General features: G+C 44.0%; 14 protein-coding genes. 1 reads left to right on the top strand and 13 read right to left on the bottom strand.

Annotated elements, in window-relative coordinates; genetic code table 11:
• Nucleotides 1–2,058: an alpha-L-arabinofuranosidase C-terminal domain-containing protein gene (locus KQP79_RS05490; protein ID WP_138343868.1), complete on the bottom strand. Its 2,058-nt coding sequence runs from the start codon at nt 2,056–2,058 to the stop codon at nt 1–3.
• Between the two features lie 208 nt (nt 2,059–2,266).
• Here KQP79_RS05490 and KQP79_RS05485 point away from each other — a divergent pair, with 208 nt between their 5' ends.
• The gene (locus KQP79_RS05485; protein WP_022199272.1) at nt 2,267–6,277 is read left to right on the top strand and encodes a two-component regulator propeller domain-containing protein; all 4,011 of its coding nucleotides are present in this window, start codon (nt 2,267–2,269) and stop codon (nt 6,275–6,277) included.
• A 346-nt stretch (nt 6,278–6,623) separates the two neighbouring features.
• Here the strand turns inward: KQP79_RS05485 and KQP79_RS05480 are convergent, their stop codons facing one another.
• From KQP79_RS05480 to KQP79_RS05425, 12 genes are all read right to left on the bottom strand, one after another.
• The gene (locus KQP79_RS05480; RefSeq protein WP_115483899.1) at nt 6,624–7,976 is read right to left on the bottom strand and encodes a formylglycine-generating enzyme family protein; all 1,353 of its coding nucleotides are present in this window, start codon (nt 7,974–7,976) and stop codon (nt 6,624–6,626) included.
• Nucleotides 7,977–7,996: 20 nt separating this feature from the next.
• The gene (locus KQP79_RS05475) at nt 7,997–9,418 is read right to left on the bottom strand and encodes a formylglycine-generating enzyme family protein (RefSeq protein ID WP_138343870.1); all 1,422 of its coding nucleotides are present in this window, start codon (nt 9,416–9,418) and stop codon (nt 7,997–7,999) included.
• Nucleotides 9,419–9,427: 9 nt separating this feature from the next.
• Nucleotides 9,428–9,871, bottom strand: coding sequence for a hypothetical protein (locus tag KQP79_RS05470; protein WP_117610483.1), 444 nt, complete (start codon nt 9,869–9,871; stop codon nt 9,428–9,430).
• A gap of 13 nt (nt 9,872–9,884) precedes the next feature.
• Nucleotides 9,885–10,214: a hypothetical protein gene (locus KQP79_RS05465; protein WP_008023513.1), complete on the bottom strand. Its 330-nt coding sequence runs from the start codon at nt 10,212–10,214 to the stop codon at nt 9,885–9,887.
• Between the two features lie 4 nt (nt 10,215–10,218).
• The gene (locus tag KQP79_RS05460; protein ID WP_117610481.1) at nt 10,219–10,761 is read right to left on the bottom strand and encodes an RNA polymerase sigma factor; all 543 of its coding nucleotides are present in this window, start codon (nt 10,759–10,761) and stop codon (nt 10,219–10,221) included.
• A complete protein-coding gene (locus tag KQP79_RS05455; protein ID WP_117610480.1) occupies nt 10,745–10,954 on the bottom strand; it encodes a hypothetical protein in 210 nt (69 codons plus the stop codon). The genes KQP79_RS05460 and KQP79_RS05455 overlap by 17 nt, the downstream gene beginning before the upstream one ends.
• A gap of 3 nt (nt 10,955–10,957) precedes the next feature.
• On the bottom strand, nt 10,958–11,323 hold the full coding sequence (locus KQP79_RS05450; RefSeq protein ID WP_138343872.1) for a hypothetical protein: 366 nt from the start codon (nt 11,321–11,323) through the stop codon (nt 10,958–10,960).
• 298 nt (nt 11,324–11,621) lie between these two features.
• A complete protein-coding gene (locus tag KQP79_RS05445) occupies nt 11,622–12,524 on the bottom strand; it encodes a BT_3987 domain-containing protein (RefSeq protein WP_138343874.1) in 903 nt (300 codons plus the stop codon).
• Nucleotides 12,525–12,553: 29 nt separating this feature from the next.
• The gene (locus KQP79_RS05440) at nt 12,554–14,350 is read right to left on the bottom strand and encodes a RagB/SusD family nutrient uptake outer membrane protein (protein WP_138343876.1); all 1,797 of its coding nucleotides are present in this window, start codon (nt 14,348–14,350) and stop codon (nt 12,554–12,556) included.
• Between the two features lie 25 nt (nt 14,351–14,375).
• Complete coding sequence (locus KQP79_RS05435; protein WP_061447948.1) at nt 14,376–17,459, bottom strand: SusC/RagA family TonB-linked outer membrane protein; 3,084 nt, start codon at nt 17,457–17,459, stop codon at nt 14,376–14,378.
• 23 nt (nt 17,460–17,482) lie between these two features.
• Entirely contained in the window at nt 17,483–19,369 is a 1,887-nt protein-coding gene (locus KQP79_RS05430) for a RagB/SusD family nutrient uptake outer membrane protein (RefSeq protein ID WP_061447939.1), read from the bottom strand.
• A gap of 20 nt (nt 19,370–19,389) precedes the next feature.
• Nucleotides 19,390–22,578 (bottom strand): SusC/RagA family TonB-linked outer membrane protein, encoded by a 3,189-nt coding sequence (locus tag KQP79_RS05425; protein WP_061447947.1) that lies wholly within the window; start codon nt 22,576–22,578, stop codon nt 19,390–19,392.
• Nucleotides 22,579–22,614 lie beyond the last annotated feature (36 nt).

Below are 22,614 nucleotides of genomic sequence, written 5' to 3'. Positions count from 1 at the left end.
CTATTTAAAACGATATACAACCATGGAAGCGGCCTCCAGTTCGAACGGTTGATTCAGGTCCAGCCCGACTTCCGTCTCTACCGGTTGGACTTCATTCGGAGCAAACGGTGTGTTTTCTTTTCCCGGAACCAGTACCAGGCTTGTTTTATGTGCCTTGATGGGACGTTTGAAGCCGGAAACTTCCGGTTGTAGAGTGACTTTTTTATCCTGCAGGTTTATCAGTTTCAGGATATATTGTTTGCTGGCCGTATCATATCCCATCGTAACAAAGATGTTCTGCAAACCTTCTATATCCTTGATCGCTGCATCCAGACACACGTCAAACGTGTTATCCCTGAACATCTTTGCCAGATAGAAGAAGGAAGTCTTTACGCTACTGTCTACTCCATTAATCAACATCGGCAGGAAGATACGGTGTTCCAGAAAGTCCCAATGCCTCATCACCGGACGTTCAGCAAACAAGGGATTCAAATCGCCGTTGCGTTCTATTGACATACGGATGGCTCCGGTAGCCAGCAGGTTATAAGGATATTTTCCGTTGATTCCCAATTCGCCGATAAATAGATCGGCAACACCCCGTTTGTAGTTATCAAAACGATAATGCTGTTCGCAAGCCCATTCGATTGAGTTATAATAATGTTCGTCGAACACTTTCACATTCTTCGGGTTGACAAAATTGGGAATATCCTTCCGTTTGTCATCATTCTCTCTTCCGACTACACGGATGACACTATTGGCTATATAAATCAAGTCAGGATATTTGGCGGACAACGCCTGATAGATTTTCTCATAACGCTCCCAATACACAGGTCCGAAATCTTCATTTCCAATCTCGATATATTTTAGCGGGAAAGGAGCGGGATGACCGTTCTTTGCCCGTTCAGCTCCCCATTTCGTAGTTGTATCACCAATGGCATACTCGATGGCATCCAACGCATCCTGGATATAAGCGTCCAGATCGACATCAATGTGTCTGAAATTCCACTGTGGACTTTGCTTCACCCAACCACTGCAAATCATACCCGTAGGCATCACATACATCGCATCAGCTCCCACATATTCGCACAATTCATAAAACTCATGATAGCCGATTCCGTCGGTACGGTAATAAGGCGCCCATTTGCTCCACTGTCCCGGACGATTTTCAATCGGTCCGAGCGTCTTTTTCCAGTGATACATCGTTTCTTCATTGACTCCGTGCACGATGCATCCGCCCGGGAAACGGATAAAGCTGGGAGAAAACTCTTTCAGGTTCTGAACAATGTCTTTACGGAATACGGATTTTCCATCGTTCCAGGTATCGGACGGGAACAGGGAAACGACATCTATCTGAAATTGCCCTTTCGACATCGGTTGTATGGCAAACATTCCACGCCGGACGTTCTTTTCCGGTTTCAGTTCACCGGTATATTTTGTCCAGTCCCGATTCCCTACATTCACTTCGATCACATTGCTCACCCGTTGTCCCCATTCGTCAACTAGAAATACACGTAACGGAGCGGAATAATTCCTGTTCTTCAGAAACAAGGAAAGACGGTAAGACGTATCTGTCTTCAGGTTCATTCCATAATATCCACGGTTGAGAATCAGGGCATCCGGATGGTTCGCAATATCTTCCGTGACATTAACCAGCATCGAATACTTATTTTCCCCGCTCATCGGATTTTCATCCGTGCGACTGATAAATACAGGAGTATATGATAACGGATAAGTCGTCCATCCAATCAGCGGATCGGCCTGAAACACTTTTTTCTCTTTAACGCGGGGAGCCGGAACATTTTCATAAAGACCGTTCTTCACAGATAATCCGGCAGGCGGTGTAGCTTCTTCAAACGAACGGTTACGTATCAGTTCGGCGTGCAGGGCACCCTCGCCCATCATTCCTATTTCTTCATAATGGAAACCGTACTTTACGGGAGCCACTTTGTGGGTTTTCGATTTATTGATATACAACGTTCCATCGGAAGAAGACGGAGAGGAACTATTCCCATATACCAGAGGTAATGTGAAAAACAGACCGATACCAAACGTAAAGGATTTGAATGTCGAATGATTCATAGCATTTGTTTTTAGAGTTTCACATTGCAAATGTGGTCTTTTCTATCCAAGAAAAACAGAAAAATAATGCTTAATACCTGCAATCATGTATAAAAATCTGTAGCGAAGCGGCAAACTGAACATGAGTGCTGCCCGTTTGAACAATTCTACGACTGTTCAAAACAAAAAAAGACGTATCTTTAGGTCGTGAAAATCAATCAGAAAAGCCATGAGAACCACCTTACTTAAATTCGTGCTCTTATTTAGTCTCGTGCTCTTAAATACAAGCTTGTCGACGGGACAGATTCAATATAATAATATACGCTTCAAACAGCTAAGTATAGCTGAAGGACTCCCGCATAATACGATCAATGCAATCACCCAGGACAACCACGGGTTCATCTGGTTTGGTACACGCAACGGATTGTGCCGATATGACGGTTATAATATCAACCTGTTCGCACATAATGAGGCCGACAGCACCTCACTCCGCCACAATTTCATCACACGCTTATATAACGATTCGCTCCGTAACATTCTATGGATCTCTACCGATCAGGGCATCTGCAGCTATAACTACGAGACAGAAGATTTCAGCCGTTACCAGATTAAAGGGAACACTAAGGATGATGTTTGTTTCCTGAACACCAGCGATGGTATGCTTCTGGCAGCTTGTAGCAACGGACTCTATCGCTACAATGAACAAGACAGCTTGTTCGTTCCTTTTCTTCTCGATGAAGAAAAACCTCATGTGAGATACCTTGCGGAGGACGGAGACAAAACCTTATGGATAGACACCAACAAAGGACTGATGCGATACAGTCTGGAGAAGAAACAGTTCGTTTCCCTCCCGACTCTCATCCAGCCTTTTACACAGCAATGCAACAATGCTGTCCTGATCTCGTCCAACCAGCTTTTATTTAATACTAACAACGATTTTTTCGTCTATCATATACAAAGCAATACCCTGTGTAATCTTTCGAAAGACCTTGAAGTGAAAGACTTCCGGTGTGCGGCAACCGACCATACGGGGAATATATGGGTAGGCACGGAGTATGGCATCTTTGTCTTCAACAAACTCTATCAACTGATTGCACATTACGAGCAATCGGAACGGGATTTAAGTGCGCTGAACGATTCTCCCATTTACAGCCTTTATCAGGACAAGGCTCATAATATGTGGGTAGGAACCTATTTCGGAGGAGTCAACTATTATATATTCGGTTCCGACCAGTTCCAGATATATCCATACGGAGCCAGTTTCAATCATTTGAGCGGAAAGGCTGTCCGCCAGATTATCAATGCTCCGGACAACGGTCTGTACATCGCCACCGAAGATGGCGGATTGAACTACCTGGACAATAAGAAGGAAATCACCCGTGCCGAACGGCTGCACAAGCAAATGCAAATCTACGCCAAGAACATACATTCTTTATGGCTCGACAAAGATAACAGCTTGTGGCTCGGACTGTTCCTGAAAGGAGCTCTTCACTATATACCGCATCTAAACCGCACGGTGGACTATAATCTATTGTCGGATGAGGTTTCTTCCGGCTTCTGCATCATCGAAGACAAGAACGATCATATCTGGTACGGAGGCCCTTCCGGCTTATTCCTGATCAACAGGAAGAAAGCAAACTCCCGCCCGGAAAAAATTTCATCTCTCCGTGTCTTTAACCTGGTACAGTTTAATGACAGTATACTTTGGGCAGGAACCCGAAAAGGCAGTATATTTCAGATCAATACCCATACACTGAAAGTAACCTCGCTCCCTATCCTGCCGCACACCAATCTCTACATCACCTATATCTACCCCGATTCACATCAACGGATATGGATAGGTACAGACAACAACGGGCTTTATGTATCAGACCGCAACGGTAACATTATCGCCTTTTACAGTAAAGAACAGTTGGGATCCAACGCCATCAAAGGTATCATTGAAGATGAGATGAGTAATGTTTGGGTAGGTACCGGAAACGGACTTTGTTGTATCAATTCCCAAACAGGAAGCATTGACCGATATACCACGGCCGACGGATTACCCATCAACCAGTTCAACTACTCCTCCGCCTGCAAGAAGCCTGACGGAGAATTGTATTTCGGAACTATCAACGGTATGATTTCTTTCTACCCGGAACAGGTACGCTCCGTCAATCCCCGTTTCAACATTGCACTGACTGCCATTTGGAGCAACAGCGAATATATGTCGCCCAACAATGAGAAAGCATTCATCCCTTCCTCTATCTCCGAACTGACAGAGATCACCCTGACGCACGAACAAGCCCAATCCCTGCGTCTCGAATATTCCGGCCTGAATTATCAATATACCGACAACACTCAATATGCGATGAAAATGGAAGGTATCGACAAGGACTGGCAGTTTGTAGGCAACCAGCATCAGGTACGCTTCTCCAATCTGCCTTCAGGAAGATATATCTTAAAGATCAAAGCCAGCAAAGATGGTATCCACTGGGACGAAACGGGCCAAAAGGACCTTGCCATCAGAGTCCTTCCTCCTTGGTGGCTCTCACCGGGAGCATATTTAGTTTATGCACTACTCTTCCTATTAATCATTTACGCCGCATACAGATATACCAAAACGCGTATCATCCTGCTCATGCGACTGAAAACGGAGCATGAACAACGCGTCAACATAGAGAATATGAATCAACAGAAGATCAATTTCTTCACTTACATCTCCCATGACCTGAAAACACCGCTGACCCTGATTCTATCGCCTCTGCAACGATTGATCCAGCAGCCACAAATCAGCAACAACGATAAAGAGAAACTGGAAGTCATCTACCGAAACGCCAACCGGATGAATTATCTGATTAATGAACTATTGACGTTCAGTAAAATCGAGATGAAACAGATGCGTATCAGCGTCCGGAAGGGAGACATCATGCACTTTCTGGAAGAACTGTCGCACATCTTCGACATTGTAGCCGGGGAACGGGAAATTGACTTCATCGTCAATCTGGAAGACACCGAAGAGGAAGTCTGGTTCTCGCCTTCCAAACTGGAACGGATTCTTTATAACTTGCTCTCAAACGCATTTAAATATACCCAACCCGGCGGATACGTCAAGTTGAGTGCCAAACTAATAAAAGAAGAGAAAGGAACATTTGTGCAAATCTCCGTCAAAGACAATGGCAGGGGGATTCCTAAAGAAGCTCAAGAACAAATATTTGAAAGTTACTACCAAGTTGAGAAGCGCGACCATCGCGAGGGATTCGGACTGGGATTATCGCTTACGCGTTCGCTCATACACATGCACAAAGGGGAAATCCGGGTAGAAAGCGAAATCAACAAAGGTTCGGATTTTATCGTTACCCTGAATGTATCCGAGGATGCTTACAACCCCGATGAACGCTCGTCCGAGAACATCACGACCGAAGAAATACAGAAATATAACCAGCGAATCAAGGAAACCATCGAACTCATTCCCGAAAAGCTGACCAACAAAGAAAAAGATCCTGCCCGGGAATCTATTATGATTGTGGAGGACAACAAAGAAATGAATGATTACCTCGCCAGTATATTCAGCGAGAAATATGATATTATACGAGCGTATAATGGTGCAGAAGCCTGCAAGAAGATAGCCAAACAGCTGCCCAACCTCATTATATCGGATTTAATGATGCCGGTGATGGACGGCCTGGAATTCACGGAACGTGTCAAACAGGACGTAACGACCAGCCATATCCCCGTTATCCTCCTGACTGCAAAGACTGATGAAAACGACCATACGGAAGGTTATCTGCGAGGAGCCGATGCATATATCACCAAACCTTTCAACGCCAAGAATCTGGAACTGCTGGTACAGAATATCCAAAAGAGCCGGAAACAGAGTATTGAACACTTCAAACAGGCAGAAGAACTGAACATCAAGCAAATAACCAACAACCCGCGGGATGAAATATTCATGAAAGAACTGATGGAACTGATTATGGCGAACCTCACCAAGGAAGACTTCGGAGTAACGGAAATCACAGCCCATCTCCGCATCAGCCGCAGCCTGTTGCACATGAAGCTGAAATCACTCACCGGATGCTCCATCACTCAATTCATACGGACCATCAAGATGAAAGAGGCTAAAACTCATTTACTGAATGGTATGAATGTCTCTGAAGCATCATTTGCCGTCGGTATATCAGATCCGAACTACTTTACAAAGTGTTTCAAGAAAGAATTTAATATCACTCCGACAGAGTTTCTCAAGCAGTTGAAGTAGAAGTTACCATGATAGAAATTCGATCTATCCTTAGACAGCGTATCAGCTATTAGTAGAAAAGTCCTTTTGCTCCCTTTGCAAAGATCTCTTCCCTTAATAGTAAAGTTGTCTTTGCCCTATTCCAAACTATAAATGCAAGTTCCGTTTATAAAATTGCAAGCTTTGTTTTTATAAACGGAACTTGCATTTATAAAAACAAAGCTTGCATTTATAGTTTGAAACGAAGGAAGACGAAGTTATCTAACCGGAAAAAGGAAGTTTGGTCTATATCAAAGAAAAGTTATCTATTAATAACCAACAGGCCAAATAGGTATATCCTGTACATCCGTCATTTGCTTGTTAAAAATTACATAGATTCAGAGGTATCTATCCTTACAATTCGGAAACCTACATTGGCATAACCTTGCGCACCTGTCCTTACATCATCTGATTTCTCGCTACGGCAATCGTCACGCTTGGAGTCCCAACTTCCACCTTTGACAATATACTGCCCGTTAGCATCAGTTGAAGTAGTCCACTCCCAGCAGTTTCCCCAAAAGTCAATGCCTCCACATGCACCTGTGGACTGTTTGTAAGCATCCACTGCTGTCAGTCCTGATTCAATGTGGTTAGCATTCATTGCCACATCTTTAGGCATGTGACCAGCACCAAGAATCCATTCTTCTTCACTGGGCAGACGGTAAGTATGCTTGCTGTCCTGTGCTGTCAACCATTTGCAATAAGCTTTGGCATCATTCATCGTAATGTTCACAACCGGATAGTTGTCCTGTCCTTTTTCATAGGTAAATCCGGACTTGAAGGCGGCATACTCGGCATTGGAGACAGGTGCATAGCCGATATAAGCATTGGGAGCTGATGCGCCACGCAACACCATCCAGGCATCTTTCGGATTCTCGTCCCTTCGAGGGTCGATGAAGCGAAGAAATTGCTGTTGGATGCGGGTTTCTCGATTCTGCACCATTTCGCCCACAATACCTTGCATGTGTTCCACAATGCTGTAAGTCCGGGCTTCACGTTCCAGTTCACGGAGCTTGTTTTTCTTTCTGGCTACCACTTTGTCATACCGTACACACATCTGATCCAACAGCGCTTGTTTGTTGGCTTCCGTAGGTTTCTTACGGTATTGAACAAATAGATTGTGTGTCTTGGAATCCATCTTGGGGCGTCCTTCCTCTACGAGTGGAGCGCCGGGCTTGTCGAACTCCAGCTCGCTCTCTACCAAATCATCAGGACTGATAAATTCTCCCAATTCCACCTTCTGATGCACACCGAAATAATGCGCCACGAGTCCGTCTCGGTAAATAGAGAGCCTGTATCCTCCGTAAAGGTTGCAAGGTAAGGTGGAAATGTAGTAGTCTTTTCCGGGTATAAATCCGGATTTGCTGCTTGAACTGTACGTTATAATGGCACTTGTATGTACCATATCATCGATTGCAGTTTTTCCCTGGGCGGTCTTTTGGGTAGTCGCCGTGCCTGCAAGCGGAAAGCCATCGACACTTTCCAGTTCTACCTTTGTCACACCTATAAGCTGGAAATTGAATTTGATACCGCATCGGCTAGCCGAATGACCCTCATATCCATCCTCTTTATCCGTTTGGTGGGTTGAAACCACGATTTTATCTTCTTTGTCATCGTCTTGCGCGGACACAGCAGTACCCGTCACAATGGCAATAGCCATTGCTAAAAATATTTTTTTCATATCCGTATGTTATTAGGGAATTAAATGAAATCTGTTCTTACGACTCTGAAACCGACATTGGTATATCCTTGTGTACCAATTCTTACCACATCCGATTTTTCACTACGGCAATCGTCACGTTCAGAATCCCAACTGCCGCCTTTGATGATGTATTGTCCATTTGCATCCATGGATGAAGTCCATTCCCAGCAGTTGCCCCAGAAGTCGATACCACCACAAGCACCCGTTGTCTGGCTGTAAGCATCTACCGCTGTCAGTCCCGTCTCCACACGACCTGCGTTCATCGTAACATCCTTCGGCATGTGTCCGGCTCCAAGAATCCATTCCTCGTCGGTCGGCAAACGGTAGTTATGCGAATTGTCTTTTGCCATAAGCCAATCGCAATAAGCCGTGGCTTCAGCTATGGTTATATTTACTACCGGATAATTGTCCTGTCCTTCATTATAGGTGAAGTCTTCTTTAAAGGCAGCATATTCTGCATTGGTTACCGGTGCATAGCCGATGTAGGCATTGGGAGCTGACGCACCTCGCAGCACCATCCATGCGTCATTGGGATTGTCATCGTTTCGAGGATCGATGAGTCGCAGAAACTGCTGTTCGAGTCGGATGTCTCGATTCTCAACCATCTCATCCACAATCTCCTGCATTTCTTCCACCACATCCGGGGTCAAAGCTTCTCTCTCCAGCTCGCGGAGCTTGGCTTTCTTTCGAGCCACTACCTTGTCGTAACGAATTCCCATCTGATCTAATAATGCCTGCTTGTTTTCTTCCGTTTGGTTCTGTTGGTATTGACGGAGAAGGAGTGTAGTTGTGGCATCCAGTTCCGGACGCTCTTCTTCTACGAGCGGCGCATCCGGGTCGTCAAATTCCAGTTCGCTTTCTGCCAAATCACCGGGGCTTATGAATGTGCCCAGTTCTACAGTCTGATGCACTCCGAAATAGTGGGCAACCAGTCCGTCCTTGTAAATGGAAAGCCGGTATCCTCCGTAGAGGTCGCAAGGCAAGGTGAAAATAGAGTAGTCTTTTCCTGGAGTGAAACCGTTTTCATCGGGAGCATTAAAAACCAAAATGGAACTGGCATTTTCCGCTTCGCCGATAACCGGCTGTCCCGTCTCGTCCCATTGGATGCCAACAGTTCCGGACAAGGCATAACCGTCTACACTTTCCAGTTCTATCTTGGTTACTCCCGACAGTTGAAAGTTTAGCTTTAAGCCACTGTAGAGCTTGTGAAGTTCCAGTGAATTAAGGCAGTTTACTATTGAAAAACCTTTTTCATCATATCCATCATTTCCTGCCTTTTGTTCAGCAAGAACAGTTATGGCAGGATTTTCATCACTAAAATTCAGTTCCTCTTCGTTTACCAGGTTTTCATTATCACACGAAGTTAGGGTAAACATCACAAGAAACGATAAACAAAATATGCTAAATGCTTTTAATCTCATAATCTTCAATTATTTATGGTTTCCTTTATTTTGAGAGCGATGAAACAGGCGATTCATCATCTTTCTTTCCAATTCATATACTCTCTCAATTTGTTTGGGTGTCAAAAATTTGCTATATTTCAAATAATACCTTTTCCTTAGGTCAAGTATCTTTTGACTATGAGTGAATCTTTCATTCATCGCCTGTTCAGCTTCTTTATCCGAAAGATGGGAAGAGTCTCTTTTAGGACGGGGACCCAATGCCCAAATATCTTTCTGGAATTGGCAGAAAGTTTCTACAAACTGCTTGGTTGTCGTATCATCCATCGCCATCTCATTGGCAATAAAATGAGCTTGGGCTTCAGCCAACTGTTCCCGAGTCATACGCTGTCGTTCGCTCTTCTGGGCATAAGTACTCACATTAAAAGTAATCATTGCTACTGCAAGTACAAGAACTTTAATCATATTCTTCATGTCTGTTTGTTTTTTATTCGTTCATAAACAAATCGTTCTGATAGGTTGCAAACAAGTAATCCTGATCACTACTACTCAAATTGGCAAACGCCTTTTCAACATCTTCAAAATTAGTCCTTGGATGATGGGGCAATAGGTTGAAGACAATTAATAGTGCAATACTTGCTGCCACAAGTCCTCCCGTTACAGAATACCAAAGACGAAAGTTGCGTTTGGGTCCGGAAGGCTGCATCTCCTGTTTTACAGTTTCCCATACGTTGTTTTCTATATCATCCAAGAAACTATCGGGTGTGGTATAGGGCAGACGCTTACCTATGCGGTTGAAATCAAAATCTTCTTTCATACATCTAATTGTTTGAATTCATATATTTAATAATCTTATCTTTGGCAATATGATAACTGGACTTTACACCATCTGCTGTTGAACCGATGATTCCGGCAATCTCGTCATATCCCAAATCGTCATAGTATCGTAAGTTAAAAGCCAACTGTTGCTTAGTTGGCAACGTTAAAATAGCTTTTTGTAGTTTCACGACTTCCAAATCGCTGTAGTCTACATATTCGTCAGCTATCAGACTGTTTAACTCGTCTACAGAGTCATTCAACGATACCCGATCGTCTCGATACCGGTTTAGAAGACGCAAGGCTTCGTTGGTGGCAATCCGGTATACCCAGGATCGGAAAGAACATTCGCCCTTAAAATCAGACAGCGACCGGAATATCCTTACAAAAGTTTCTTGCGTTGCGTCTTGTGCGTCCTCATGAACCACTACCAATCTTCGGATATGCCAATAAACTGCATCCTTATACTTTGCCATCAGACAACGAAATCCTTTTTCCGGTTCTTTAGCTGCTATCATCACCAGTTCCCGGTCATCCTTTATTTTCATAAACAGCAGGTTTTGACACCACCCAAGATTCGGCAGGAAGAAAGTTATACAAGGTCGTATCGGCTATCCGTTGCGTAACGACAAAACAATGTTTGCGATGGTGATGGCGGTGGGACCGGCGCACGGTCACACATGATTGCAGCAAAAACATAACGGCCATTCCTAAAATCAGTAATTTCCAAATCCGCTTCATACACTATTGTCTTTTTATATACACTTTCTTTTTCCCTCTGATAATAAGTTGCACAGGCTTTTTTTTATCCATAGCGAAAGCATCAAGTTCAGCTTCTGCTGCGGCCATGCTAAGTCCCGTCATTTTTGCATATTGCCTGATGCCTAGGTGCTTATGCGTTTCCAAGTAAGCTATAGCCATTGCCAATCGTTCCTTTTGATTGAAAGGGTTGCTGACATAAGATGTCACGTCAGGTCGAACCACAACAGTCACCACCCGATCAGGACGATAATAATAATGCCGATGCCAATGTTGTGCATTTGCGACTCCACAAACCAGCGCCATCGCAACTACCAGTATTCCTGTTTTCCATTTTATCGTTGTACACATAGTCATTTATCTTATCTCGTTATACATTCATGTTCTACGTACCTTTTCGTGAGCTCATCCGAATGTACGTTCTATATAAAAGACCTTGCAAAAGAATAAAAGTAAAATAGAATAAGTGATTTTTTTCATAGAAATAGGAAAATCTATTCTGTCATAAGGCAGAGCCGCAAGTTAATTTAAGCGGTATAAACGCCAACGGAATATCGGCTGCAAATAAAAACAACATCGCCAGGAACTAGCTAACAAATGCTGTAAGCTAATTCACTGGCGATAAAAACTATATCAACTAATACCTATTTTACCACTCCTGGAAGCGTAAATCAGCTTCCGGATTCTGACGACGAATCAGTTCCTCGTCAACCTGATAAGTGACGCCACCTTTCGTGTACTTATAAGAAAGGGTAAACTTAGGCTGTTTCCCTACAAATTCCAATGATTCGGATGCAGGATCTAATGTGGCGGATGCATCTGTGATAGCAACACTTCCTCCGGCTTCAATATTGACGCTTCCATCCGGATTGACTGTCAGATTCACCGATTCATTGTTTTCCAATGTGTTTCCGAACCCCGGTCTGCGTACTTTGTTTCTACCTAACGAAACAAAGTCACGGGTCATATTCTGACTCAAATCCTTGTTACTATATTCAGTAACCTGCTGGGTGGACAAATTGGTAACTTTCCCTTTCACAAAGTATGTCCCATGATACTGGCTGACGAACTTGACAACTACAATACTGTAATCCTTCAAATTACCATTCACATCAGTACTTATTTCATCCTGATTATGATCGACCAACCGGAAAGGGATTGCATAGTGCTTGTTCAAAGCATCATTGTCTTCATAGAAAGCATCGGAAAAAGTCACTTTCACATCTGCTATTGCCAGATTCGGATTGCTAATCGTCATCTTGTTCGGATTAGCCAACTGATAATAGTTTTCCGGCATTAGTGTCAAACCCGTACCATCCAGTAAAGACGGATCGATCTCGAATGTAGCCCAATCATCGGTATGCACCTCTCTTTTACCGCCAATAGCCACTCCCACCTTTATCGACATATCTGTATCGGCTACCAATGTCCGCAGAGGTTTTTGCGAAGCAAAGTACACAGAACTCTTATCGTAGTCCTTTTCATAATCGTCATAACAAGCAGTCATCAGAACGCTTATCAGCCCTATCCATAATATATTTAGTCTTTTCATTGTAAATAAGTATTTATATCAACAGCACGTTATTCCCAACCCTGATTATTCATTAGATTCTTATTCTTCTCCAGCTCTGCATACGGTAATGGCATGAAATAGTTTTTCACTTCATATTTCCGTTGTTCCACTTTCTGTACTTTGAAGCTGAATGTACCATCTTCCTTGCGGGTAACGGCAACACCCTCCACCTCTTCGTTCAACGGCAATACCCAACGACGCATATCAAAATAACGATGATTCTCGAAAGTAAATTCCAAGCGACGTTCGTTCTGAATCAGCTTTCTGAACGAGTCTTTACTTTGAGCCATTTCATCCAGATAAAGATCAAAGTTGATACCTCCGGCTTGCGAACGGATTGTTTTCAATATTTCGTATGCAGAATACAGGCATCCTTCGGCTTTCACCGTCGGGTTGCCCCAAGCCTCATTAGCAGCTTCGGCAAAGTTAAGAAGAACTTCCGATTTTCGTAACAAAGGATTGTAATGAACCGAGTTTAAGGTCTGAATCGGATTCAGCATAGCCGATTTCTTGGAAACGAATTTAGCCAAATAATAACCCGTACGTGTAGCATTCTCACTAAACGAAGGAGAATCTTTTCCACCCTCGGACATATCCAACGGCTGGCCGGAATCGCCAAATATAGCACTATGATAGTAGACATTCAGCGCAAAGCGATTATCGAGTACGGCATAAAGCTGCGTCAGATCGAAATCAGGATCAGACAGATCGACACCGGAACGAACATCGGTTGCCGGATAACCATTCTTCGCATAAAAAGCCTTTACCAGATTATGAGAAGGAGTGGCACGGGCACTTCCATAATAGAATGGCGGGAAATGAAGGCCTTCCAGTAGATTACTATTAAAATATTTGCGGAAAGCATAATCGGAACTTTCGGTCTGCACATCGGCAATGGAGGAAGCCGTAACAGGAACATAAGTTCCGAAACCTTCCATGCCCAGAATCTTATTGATCTCTTTGGCCACCGCTTCCCATTTTGCCTGGTAAACCGTAGGGTTCAGAATTTCGAATTGTCCCATGCCGGTGATCTTCGTCACGTCATCATCCTGCATGGCAGGACTTGCGCTATATAAAAGCGCACGACTTTTCAGAACAGCTGCCGCCGCTTTCGTGGCACGGCCGATTTGTGTATTACCAAACTCCAGGTCATCTCCCTGATACACATTCGGCAATAACTCGATGGCATTATTCAAATCGTTGACGATAAAATCGACTGTTGCCTGATAAGTAGGACGAAGAAATTCACCGTTCTGCGCGGCCTCATCCTGCGAAATAAAATGATCTGCCAACGGAATACCCAACGCTTTTCCATTCTTCGCCTTTCCGCCATACATCTTCAATAGCTCAAAATGCCACCATGCACGCAAGAAATACGATTCACCTTCCAGACGCAGCTTGATTTGCTTGTCCACTTCCGGATCGGTGCGGTTGTACTGCACCTGGTCGGTCAGGCCGTTTTCGAGGAAGGAGTTTACATAGTTCAACATGTTGTACGCATTACTCCAGTTTCCGATCGGGTTGTTAAACGCCGTCATCCCACCCATATTTAATTTATAGACAGAAGAGCTGCGCAGATTAGTCACTGCATTATCGGTAGCACAATCCAGAAAGTTATTGTCAAAACAATCTGGACGGTTGGCTATGCCATTATAAGCTTTATATAGTACGCCTTGAGCAAGTTCCGGAACTCTCCAGGTATCAGAGTCTCCGATCTGCCATGTCACCTTTGTATCCAATGTGTCGTCACAAGCACAAAAGAGAAACAGACCTGCTAAAACGCAACTTCCTAATATATGTTTCATATTGCCATCTATTAATTGTTCAAAATTAAAATACAAAAGAGACTCCGCCTGTAAAAGTACGTGTCACCGGGTAGTTTGTCACACCGGCATTCAGCAGTTCAGGATCCAGATCTTTCACGGAAGAAAGCACAAACAAGTTTGCACCACGAGCGAAAACCTTCATCTTCTTCACTACCGAACTTGGGGAGAACTGATTGAACGTGTAGCTCAATTCAACATTCTTCATACGGAAGAAGCTTGTATTCTTCAACCAGAAAGAAGAATTGCGGAAATTGTTCTCACCGGCAGTGGTTGTCAGGCGCGGATAACTTCCGGTCGGATTGTTTGCCGGATGATAACGGTCTAATGCCAGTTTGGAGTATTTACCTTCTCCATTATTCCAGTAATAAGCATTCGTTGCCCAGGTGTGAACGCCCAGTTCGGAATATCCCTGAAGATACAATCCCCAGCCTTTGTAACTTACGTTGAGGTCAATGCCCAATGTGGTACGCGGGAATGAATTTCCGAGTTCCTTTACGTCACGACCATCAATGATCTTATCGCCATTCAGGTCTTTGTAGGCGATGTCGCCTTCCTGATAATCGGCAAACGTCTGGGGGGCATGTCCATTGATGGCTACATCTTTGCCAAATAATCCTTCGGCAACCAGTCCCATCATAGCATCGGTAGAACGCCCCACTGTGTAACGGTATTCTTCACCATGCTTCACCTGGTTCCATTTCAATACTTTATTCTTAGACCATACGAAATTGGCTCCTACCGAATAAGCCCAGTCGTTGATACGGTCGCTCCAAGTGAACATTCCTTCTATACCGTGATTCAAGACAGAGCCCATGTTGTCCTGGTAGGTAAAGTTACCAGTATAATCCCCGTAAGAGGCATCAACAGAACCAATGATGTCCGTATGTTTCTCACGGAAATAGTTTATTTCGGTATATAAGCGGTTATTCAGGAACAGGCCTTCCACACCAATGTTCCATTCTGCTGCCTTTTCCCATTTCAGGTTCGGATTGCCCGCACGGACAAAAGTGGAATAGTAAGCCGTAGCGCCATTGTTCGTTGTTCCGAACCGGAAGCTGCCGTCTTGCGACCAGGCACGTTCATACAATAAATGTTCCGTGCTTCTGTCATAGCCCAATATACCGGCGCTGGTTTTCAGTTTCAGAAAGTTCACGTATTCATTGTCTTTCAGGAAATCTTCATTGCTTAGAATCCAGGCTAGGCCGCCTGCTGCCGAGAAGAAGTATTTATCTCCCGATTTGAAACGGTTGCTTCCCATCAATGCCATGTCGGCTTCCACAGCATAGCGGTGGTCATACATATAGTTCAGACGCAATGCGTAGTTTGCATTGATGATGTCTTGGGTCACTCCCTGATTCGTTGTTTTCGAGTACATGTAAGTCAGCCGTGCCGATACATCATGCTTTTGGTTGAATGTATTCTCGTATGCGGCAAAGGCATTCCAACCCAATGTCTGCTGCAAGGTAGTCGACTTCCGGCTTTGTGAAGTGGCTACATCTGTTTTCTTCATCTGGGTGTACATGATCTGTTCCTCACCGGCAAAGTCACGATATGTTTTGATGGCATACGTCGGATAGACTTTGCTCAAAGAGAGTTGTAGGTAATCATAGTTGTCGAAAGAAAGGAAAGCACCGGCTTTCAAGCCTTTTGTCAGCATATCAAGATCGAATTTCAAACCGATATTGGTCTGGCTGCGTGTATAACGCTCATCCGTATATCCTCCGTACATCGTTTCCGCGTATACATTCATCGGACGCAGCAGACTTGCACCGAACAAAGGAATCCCGTCCGAGCTGGCCAGTCCGGTTTCTTCTGGTGACATAGTCAGCGGGTATTCATTCGGACGATGCGTAGACAGGGCCGTAAATACCTGACCACAGTCCAATTGCCCCCATTTACGCATTTCCATACGTCCGGCAACGTCTGCGGATATAGTCAGGAAATCCGTTACATTGAAGTCGAGGTTTCCGCGAAGAGTCAGGCGGTGCAATTGCGGAGTATAGGTGACGTCTTCAAATCCGCTACCTCCTACATATCCGGCAATCAGGGCATAACGCACTCTGTCGGTACCTCCCGTCATATCGAACGATACTTTCCGATAGTTGGCATTTTTGTTCAATAACTGATCGTACAAATCGACGTTCGGATACAATAGATCATCGGCTCCTTTGGAGTTTTTATATCCTTCCAGTTGTTTCTGATTATAGTAAGGAGTCAATCCGTCATTTGCACGCGCTTCATTGTACAGATTAGCATACTGATAAGAATTCAGAAAATCAGGAGTACGCGTCATCTGTACCACACCTGCTTCGGCGGTTGCGTTATAAATGCGGCGGTTGGCCTTTCCTCTGCGGGTAGTCACCCAAAGTACGCCATTCGCAGCACGTGCCCCATAAAGAATCTTGGCGGTGGCATCTTTCAGCAACTCGATACGTTCGATTTCTTCAGGAATCAAATCCGCTGCCGGACGTTCCACACCATCGATGATAACGATAGCTGTATTCTCCGACATGCCATGCTGGCCACGGATAAATAAATCAGGCGTATTGTTCCCCAATCCGCTGACTGTGGAGCGAACTTGCAGACCTAACATTTTACCTTGCAGCATATTCGTCAGCGTCAAATCAGGGAAGGTTCCGAACTGTCCGTTCTCCAGTACGCTCGTTGCGCCTACTTCATTCCCTTTATACGTCTTGCCACCATCGGCTCTATTCACCAGCGATTCTTCGGTCAGAAACAGAGGCTCTTTCTTCAATACAATCTTTTCAGGCACTATATTGCTGCCCAACAGTTTATACACTTTATCTTCATATCCCAAAGCCTCCACCATAACGGTTGCGTCATTCTCGACCTTCGTCTGAAAACGTCCCTTTGCATCTGTATATAGAACGACTGCGCCTTCTCCACAAATGATAGAAACATTCTTCAACGGGCTACCTTTCTCGTCGGTAACAATAGAAACTACTTCCACCAAAGGCTTCTTCGCCGACTTTCTCTTTGATTTATTTTGTGCGAAAGTCAGGCTAGAGCCAACGATAAGGACAAATATGAGCCCTATCAGTCTTATATATCTAATCTTGTTTCTCATATACTTTTCTTTATTTATAGGTATCACCATCCGGGGTTCTGTTGAAGATTATCCAAAGCCGCCACTTCATCCATCGGCAGCGGATACCAATAATTACGCTTGTTAAACGTCCGCACGGCTGTCCTCACCGGAACATACTCGTAAGTAAAGTCGGTCAACTTATAAGTGCAGGCTTTTTCCACTTTCAACTGGTCGGCCGTATAAGAATGATTGATCGGAGTTGCTTTGACACCCATGATCGGATATTCACCCTTAAACAGTTCTTCAGCAATCATCCAACGACGGATATCATACCAGCGGTGTCCTTCGAACATCAATTCCACACCACGTTCCCGCCGATAAGCTTCTCTAAAGTCAACTCCATCCGGTAGTTCGCCAATTCCGGCTCTTACACGGATTTTATTCAAAGCCTGACGGGCCGACATCGTACAACCCGTAACGACTGCATCCGGATCACCTGTCGCCTCGTATGAAGCCTCTGCCATATCCAGATAAACTTGCGAAACACGAATGTACACAGCCACCAAACGATATAATTGGAAACCAGCTTCGCCAAACAAAGGCACACTTGCTTCCGGCCAAATGAACTTCTTACACATATATCCGGTCTGTTGAGAGCCTCTCGTAAACTGATTGGTAGAAATGAAGTTCTCGGAGTAACCGCCCGAATAAGTAGTCAGATAATAGGGAACACCCTGTAAATTCTTCCCCCATTGCTCACCGGGCACGAGGATATTATTCGTGAAGCGAGGGTCTCTATCCGAATAAGGATTGGTAGTCTTTACCGCATCATAACCGGAACGCGGATCAGTAATCGGATAGTAGTTGCCGTCGGCTCCCTTACGTTCGTACATATCTACCGCATTTTGTGTCGGAGCATTATAAGGAGTACCTTCGGCACCGGTTTTATTATCGTATGGTTGTGTCAGCCATTGCGCTCTGACGAAAGCAGACCAGTTGCCATGATGCCAACGCAGGAACCATAAATATTCCGGCTGTGCGAATTGATTGGAATTAGGCATTAGCTGAATACTACGATATTCGTCATGATTCATCAGGCGATAATATTCGTGACTTTCAATAGCATTGATCGCCTTTTGCGCACTACGGGCAGCTTCAGCAGCCATCTCTTTTCCATATCCTTTGTTTTCAATAGAATTCAAGTCGTTCTGCATCAAAGGGCTGGCAGCATAAAGCTGTGTCATCGCTTTTAATGCCATGGCGCTTACTCTGTCAGGCCGTCCATGTTCCTCGTCAGGCCAGCTTATAGGTAAATATTCAATGGCTTTATCCAGGTCTGTCTGCATCCAAGCATTGGATTCCTGATAAGTTTTACGGGGAAAGTCAAAGTCGTCCGATGCTCCCCAAAGCTGGTCAAAGATGGGCATTCCGCCATATCGCTTGATAATCTCAAAATAGAAGTAGGCACGCAGAAAATGAGCCTGTCCCAACAGTTTTCTCCTTTGGTCGTCTGTGATGGATTTCACTTGATCTACTCCGCTAATTACACGGTTCACGATACGAAGTCCGGTATAAGCACGAGAAATAGCACTTTTGAAATTCTTCCCATCACTTTTACTTCCTATTTCGAAACGTGTACCGGCATTCTCCAGCCAGTTACCTGCATTGACAAACTTCGACGGATCATTATCGCGAACGGATGCATATTCATCCGATAAATTACCTACCGTTACGTATGTATTCGAATAAGAGTTGATACCATGTGTAAAGATTAATATATCATCATTTTGAAAGATGCGGTCCATGAACCCTAACAAACTGCTATAATCTTTATAAACATCATCTTCGGAAAGTCCGTCATCGGGAGAGCGGTCCAGATAGTCCTCACAACTTCCTACAAACAACCCCAATAGAATGATCCATATCCAATTCAACTTATGTCTTCTCATATCAGTAAATTTAAAGTGTCTCATAATCCTAATCTAAAACCAATGTTATAACGTCTCACCACCGGATAAACATTCTGTCCCGAATGTTCGGGGTCACGGCGGGAATCACCTTTCGAGAACGTCAACAAATTGGTACCGTTGACATATACTTGCAGTTTTGTCAGACGTAAAGGCTGCAACCAACGCTTCGGAATCTGATAATTCACTTCCAGGTTCTTCAAGCGAAGATAAGCATGGTTGGTATATGTGTATGTACTAGCCACCGAATTATAACTTCTCTGAACATGAATACTGGGGCGAATCGGACCGCCTTGAATCGGAGCATCGGCTGTCCATGTATTCAACGTATTTGGTTGAGCCTTGATATTACCTTCCGGGAAATCCCATAAATAGGAAGGAATCGCTTCTTTATAAACGTCCATAGCACTGTACCACAACATATTGAATCCGATTCCTTTGTAAGAACCTCCCAATGTAAATCCGAGGGTAGTAGTCGGATAGTTCAGGTTTTTCATCGGAACCATATCCTTGGCATCAATCATACCGTCTCCATTATAATCGATGTAGTACAAGTCTCCCGGAATCAGCGTGTTGTGTGTACCATTGGCAATAGTGGACTGCGCCGAGTTATAAATATCATCCAATGACTGGAAGTTTCCTGTTGCCAGGTATTTGTTCACATATCCGATTGACTTTCCGGCTTTTTTCAAATATTCGCTCTGGTTCTTCGGATCATCAATAAAAACGACACGATTCTCACTGGTTGCAAAATTAAACTTCGCGTAATAATTAAACTTTCCAATATGGTCGTTCCAGGCAATATCCAGTTCGAGACCGTGATTTTTAGTCTTACCCAGATTCACCTGCGGAAAAGCAATACCACTATCGGCCCATGACGGAATCGTATTACGTGTCATCAAAATGTTATTACGCTTTTCGTCGAACAAATCCACAGTAAAGTTTAGTTTACCCCACAAACCTATTTCGATACCAATATTCTGCTTGATAGATTCTTCCCAGGTAGCATCGGGGTCGGCCAGTTTTCCTTCTTTGTATAAAGGTCCCCAGTTACTGGTCTGATATTTACCAAACTGCGCATTGGCAGATAGTTGCTCAAACTTCTGAATATAGTTGAAACGGGTAGCACCTTTATCATTACCAACTACTCCATACGAATAGCGCACTTTCAGGTTGGTCAGTACACCTTTGGTCAATTTCTTTACCCATGGTTCTTCACTGATACGCCAACCAATAGAGGCAGAGGGGAAGAATCCGAAACGGCGTCCCGGAGCAAATTTTTCCGAACCAGTGTAGGCACCGTTAAATTCAGCAAGATAACGCTCTTTGAAGTTGTAAGTGACACGGCCTACCCAGTCTTCTTCGTAAGCCGGGAAGTTCATCACACCCGAATTAGCAGTATTGGTCGATTCGTTCATCTTACGGTTAAACACAAATAAGGCGCTTACATCGTGATCGCCAAACTGGCGACTATAATTCAATGCTAATTCGTAATAAAGTTTACGTCCGTAAGCCTTGAAACCGTCATAAACACCACCAACAGGCAAATCTCCGGGAGCATTTTCATCCGGATAGCGTTTCTCGGTATAATTATAAGTAATTGTTCCGTCAGCATTATAAATAGGATTGGCGTAATCATACACACGATTAATACGAATATGTGTACGTTGGGCAACCAAATCGTCTTTACCTAAAATTTTACCCGGCATGATCTGGGTAGTCCATGAAGAAGAAGTAGTGTAAGACAATGATGCTTTCAATGACAGTCCCTTTGTAATAAAGTCCAGCTTCTGATTCAAGATTATATCGTAGAAACCTTGATGTTGCTTAATATTACGACTACCTCCTTCGTTCATCAGACAGGCTATATTTTGATCGGAACTTAACCCGTCTCCCCATATTCCATTACTATATTTAATCGGAAATTCATTACTTGGAGCCGTAAAGAACGTTTTAAAAAAACGTTCATCCGGAGAATCGACATTCTCATAATAAGACGGTTGGTTCTGATAACCCATCTTACCGGCCACATTGAACGAAAGTTTAGTAGTACTTGTGATATTGAAGTCGAAATTACTACGCCAGTTATAACGACGGTAAGAGAAGGAAGGATCGAAATCCTCTTGTTTGGTAGTATTAAAAATATCTCCGTCATGCAAATAACCCAAAGATACGAAATAACTCATTTTCTTCGTACCACCACGTACATTAAGATTATAAGCCTGTTCATAACCTACATTCTTTACCAGTTCTTTCCACCAGTCCACTTCGGGAAAGACATCATTATACGGGCCGTAATTTCCGGTAGCATACGCATTCTCCCATGCGGCAATGGTAGATTCGGGAACCATTGCTCCCCAATTACCATCATTGGCCTGTGCTCTGTTATACTGTTTCATAGAGGTCACATAGTCAGACCATTCAGGAGCGGCAGAAGGTTGTTTAAAACCAAAGTTAGCTGTGAATGATATTTCCGGTTTCTGTTCGAGTCCGCGTTTGGTAGTCAGCAGGATCACCCCATTCGCACCTTTCACACCGTAAACCGCAGTTGCCGAAGCATCTTTCAGTACGGAAATAGATTCGATTTCATTCACATCTACATCGTTGAAGTCACGTTCGATACCGTCCACCAATACCAGTGGATCCGCTTCTCCCCAGGTAGACTTACCACGAATCAATAAAGAAGCCTTATCAGCTCCCGGCTTTGAGGTGGAATTGATGGCAACCACGCCCGGCATCTGCCCTTGCAAAGCTTCGGAAACGGAGTTCACACTACCTATCTTTAATAAATCATCTCCTTTTGCCGTGGCAATGGAACCGACACTGGATACCTTTTTCTGTACGCCGTATCCAACCACTACCACTTCCTCCAGTGTCTCCGTATCTTCTCCCAAAGAGATTACGCCTAAAGTCGTTTTATTCTTTAAATCCAGTTCCAGAGTTTTATAACCCACATAAGAAATGACAAGTATGTCTCCTTTCGATGCCTTCACAGTAAAATTACCGTCAAAATCAGTAATCGTACCGCTTCCCGTACCTTTCACGCGAACACTGACTCCAATCATCGGTTCACCGGATACTGCATCCTTCACTTGTCCCTTCCAATAGATTTGTTGTGCCTGCACGTCCAGCGCACAAAGCAAAAAGCAACAAAGACAGAAGAAAGAAAAATAAAGTCTGTTCCTTTTCATAAACATTATTTTTAACTGTTAACAAATTCTTTATCT

The sequence above is a fragment of the Bacteroides sp. DH3716P genome, assembly GCF_025914115.1.
In the GTDB taxonomy this organism is placed as follows: domain Bacteria; phylum Bacteroidota; class Bacteroidia; order Bacteroidales; family Bacteroidaceae; genus Bacteroides; species Bacteroides ovatus.
The sequence above is the reverse complement of the archived record's forward strand: the minus strand, read 5'-3'. Positions and strand labels throughout refer to the sequence as shown.

What these genes read in the sequence shown, in the direction of transcription:
- KQP79_RS05490 (WP_138343868.1), bottom strand. Translation starts at nt 2,058, where the DNA reads ATGAATCATTCGACATTCAAATCCTTTACGTTTGGTATCGGTCTGTTT.
- KQP79_RS05485 (WP_022199272.1), top strand. Translation starts at nt 2,267, where the DNA reads ATGAGAACCACCTTACTTAAATTCGTGCTCTTATTTAGTCTCGTGCTC.
- KQP79_RS05480 (WP_115483899.1), bottom strand. Translation starts at nt 7,976, where the DNA reads ATGAAAAAAATATTTTTAGCAATGGCTATTGCCATTGTGACGGGTACT.
- KQP79_RS05475 (WP_138343870.1), bottom strand. Translation starts at nt 9,418, where the DNA reads ATGAGATTAAAAGCATTTAGCATATTTTGTTTATCGTTTCTTGTGATG.
- KQP79_RS05470 (WP_117610483.1), bottom strand. Translation starts at nt 9,871, where the DNA reads ATGAAGAATATGATTAAAGTTCTTGTACTTGCAGTAGCAATGATTACT.
- KQP79_RS05465 (WP_008023513.1), bottom strand. Translation starts at nt 10,214, where the DNA reads ATGAAAGAAGATTTTGATTTCAACCGCATAGGTAAGCGTCTGCCCTAT.
- KQP79_RS05460 (WP_117610481.1), bottom strand. Translation starts at nt 10,761, where the DNA reads ATGAAAATAAAGGATGACCGGGAACTGGTGATGATAGCAGCTAAAGAA.
- KQP79_RS05455 (WP_117610480.1), bottom strand. Translation starts at nt 10,954, where the DNA reads ATGAAGCGGATTTGGAAATTACTGATTTTAGGAATGGCCGTTATGTTT.
- KQP79_RS05450 (WP_138343872.1), bottom strand. Translation starts at nt 11,323, where the DNA reads ATGTGTACAACGATAAAATGGAAAACAGGAATACTGGTAGTTGCGATG.
- KQP79_RS05445 (WP_138343874.1), bottom strand. Translation starts at nt 12,524, where the DNA reads ATGAAAAGACTAAATATATTATGGATAGGGCTGATAAGCGTTCTGATG.
- KQP79_RS05440 (WP_138343876.1), bottom strand. Translation starts at nt 14,350, where the DNA reads ATGAAACATATATTAGGAAGTTGCGTTTTAGCAGGTCTGTTTCTCTTT.
- KQP79_RS05435 (WP_061447948.1), bottom strand. Translation starts at nt 17,459, where the DNA reads ATGAGAAACAAGATTAGATATATAAGACTGATAGGGCTCATATTTGTC.
- KQP79_RS05430 (WP_061447939.1), bottom strand. Translation starts at nt 19,369, where the DNA reads ATGAGAAGACATAAGTTGAATTGGATATGGATCATTCTATTGGGGTTG.
- KQP79_RS05425 (WP_061447947.1), bottom strand. Translation starts at nt 22,578, where the DNA reads ATGAAAAGGAACAGACTTTATTTTTCTTTCTTCTGTCTTTGTTGCTTT.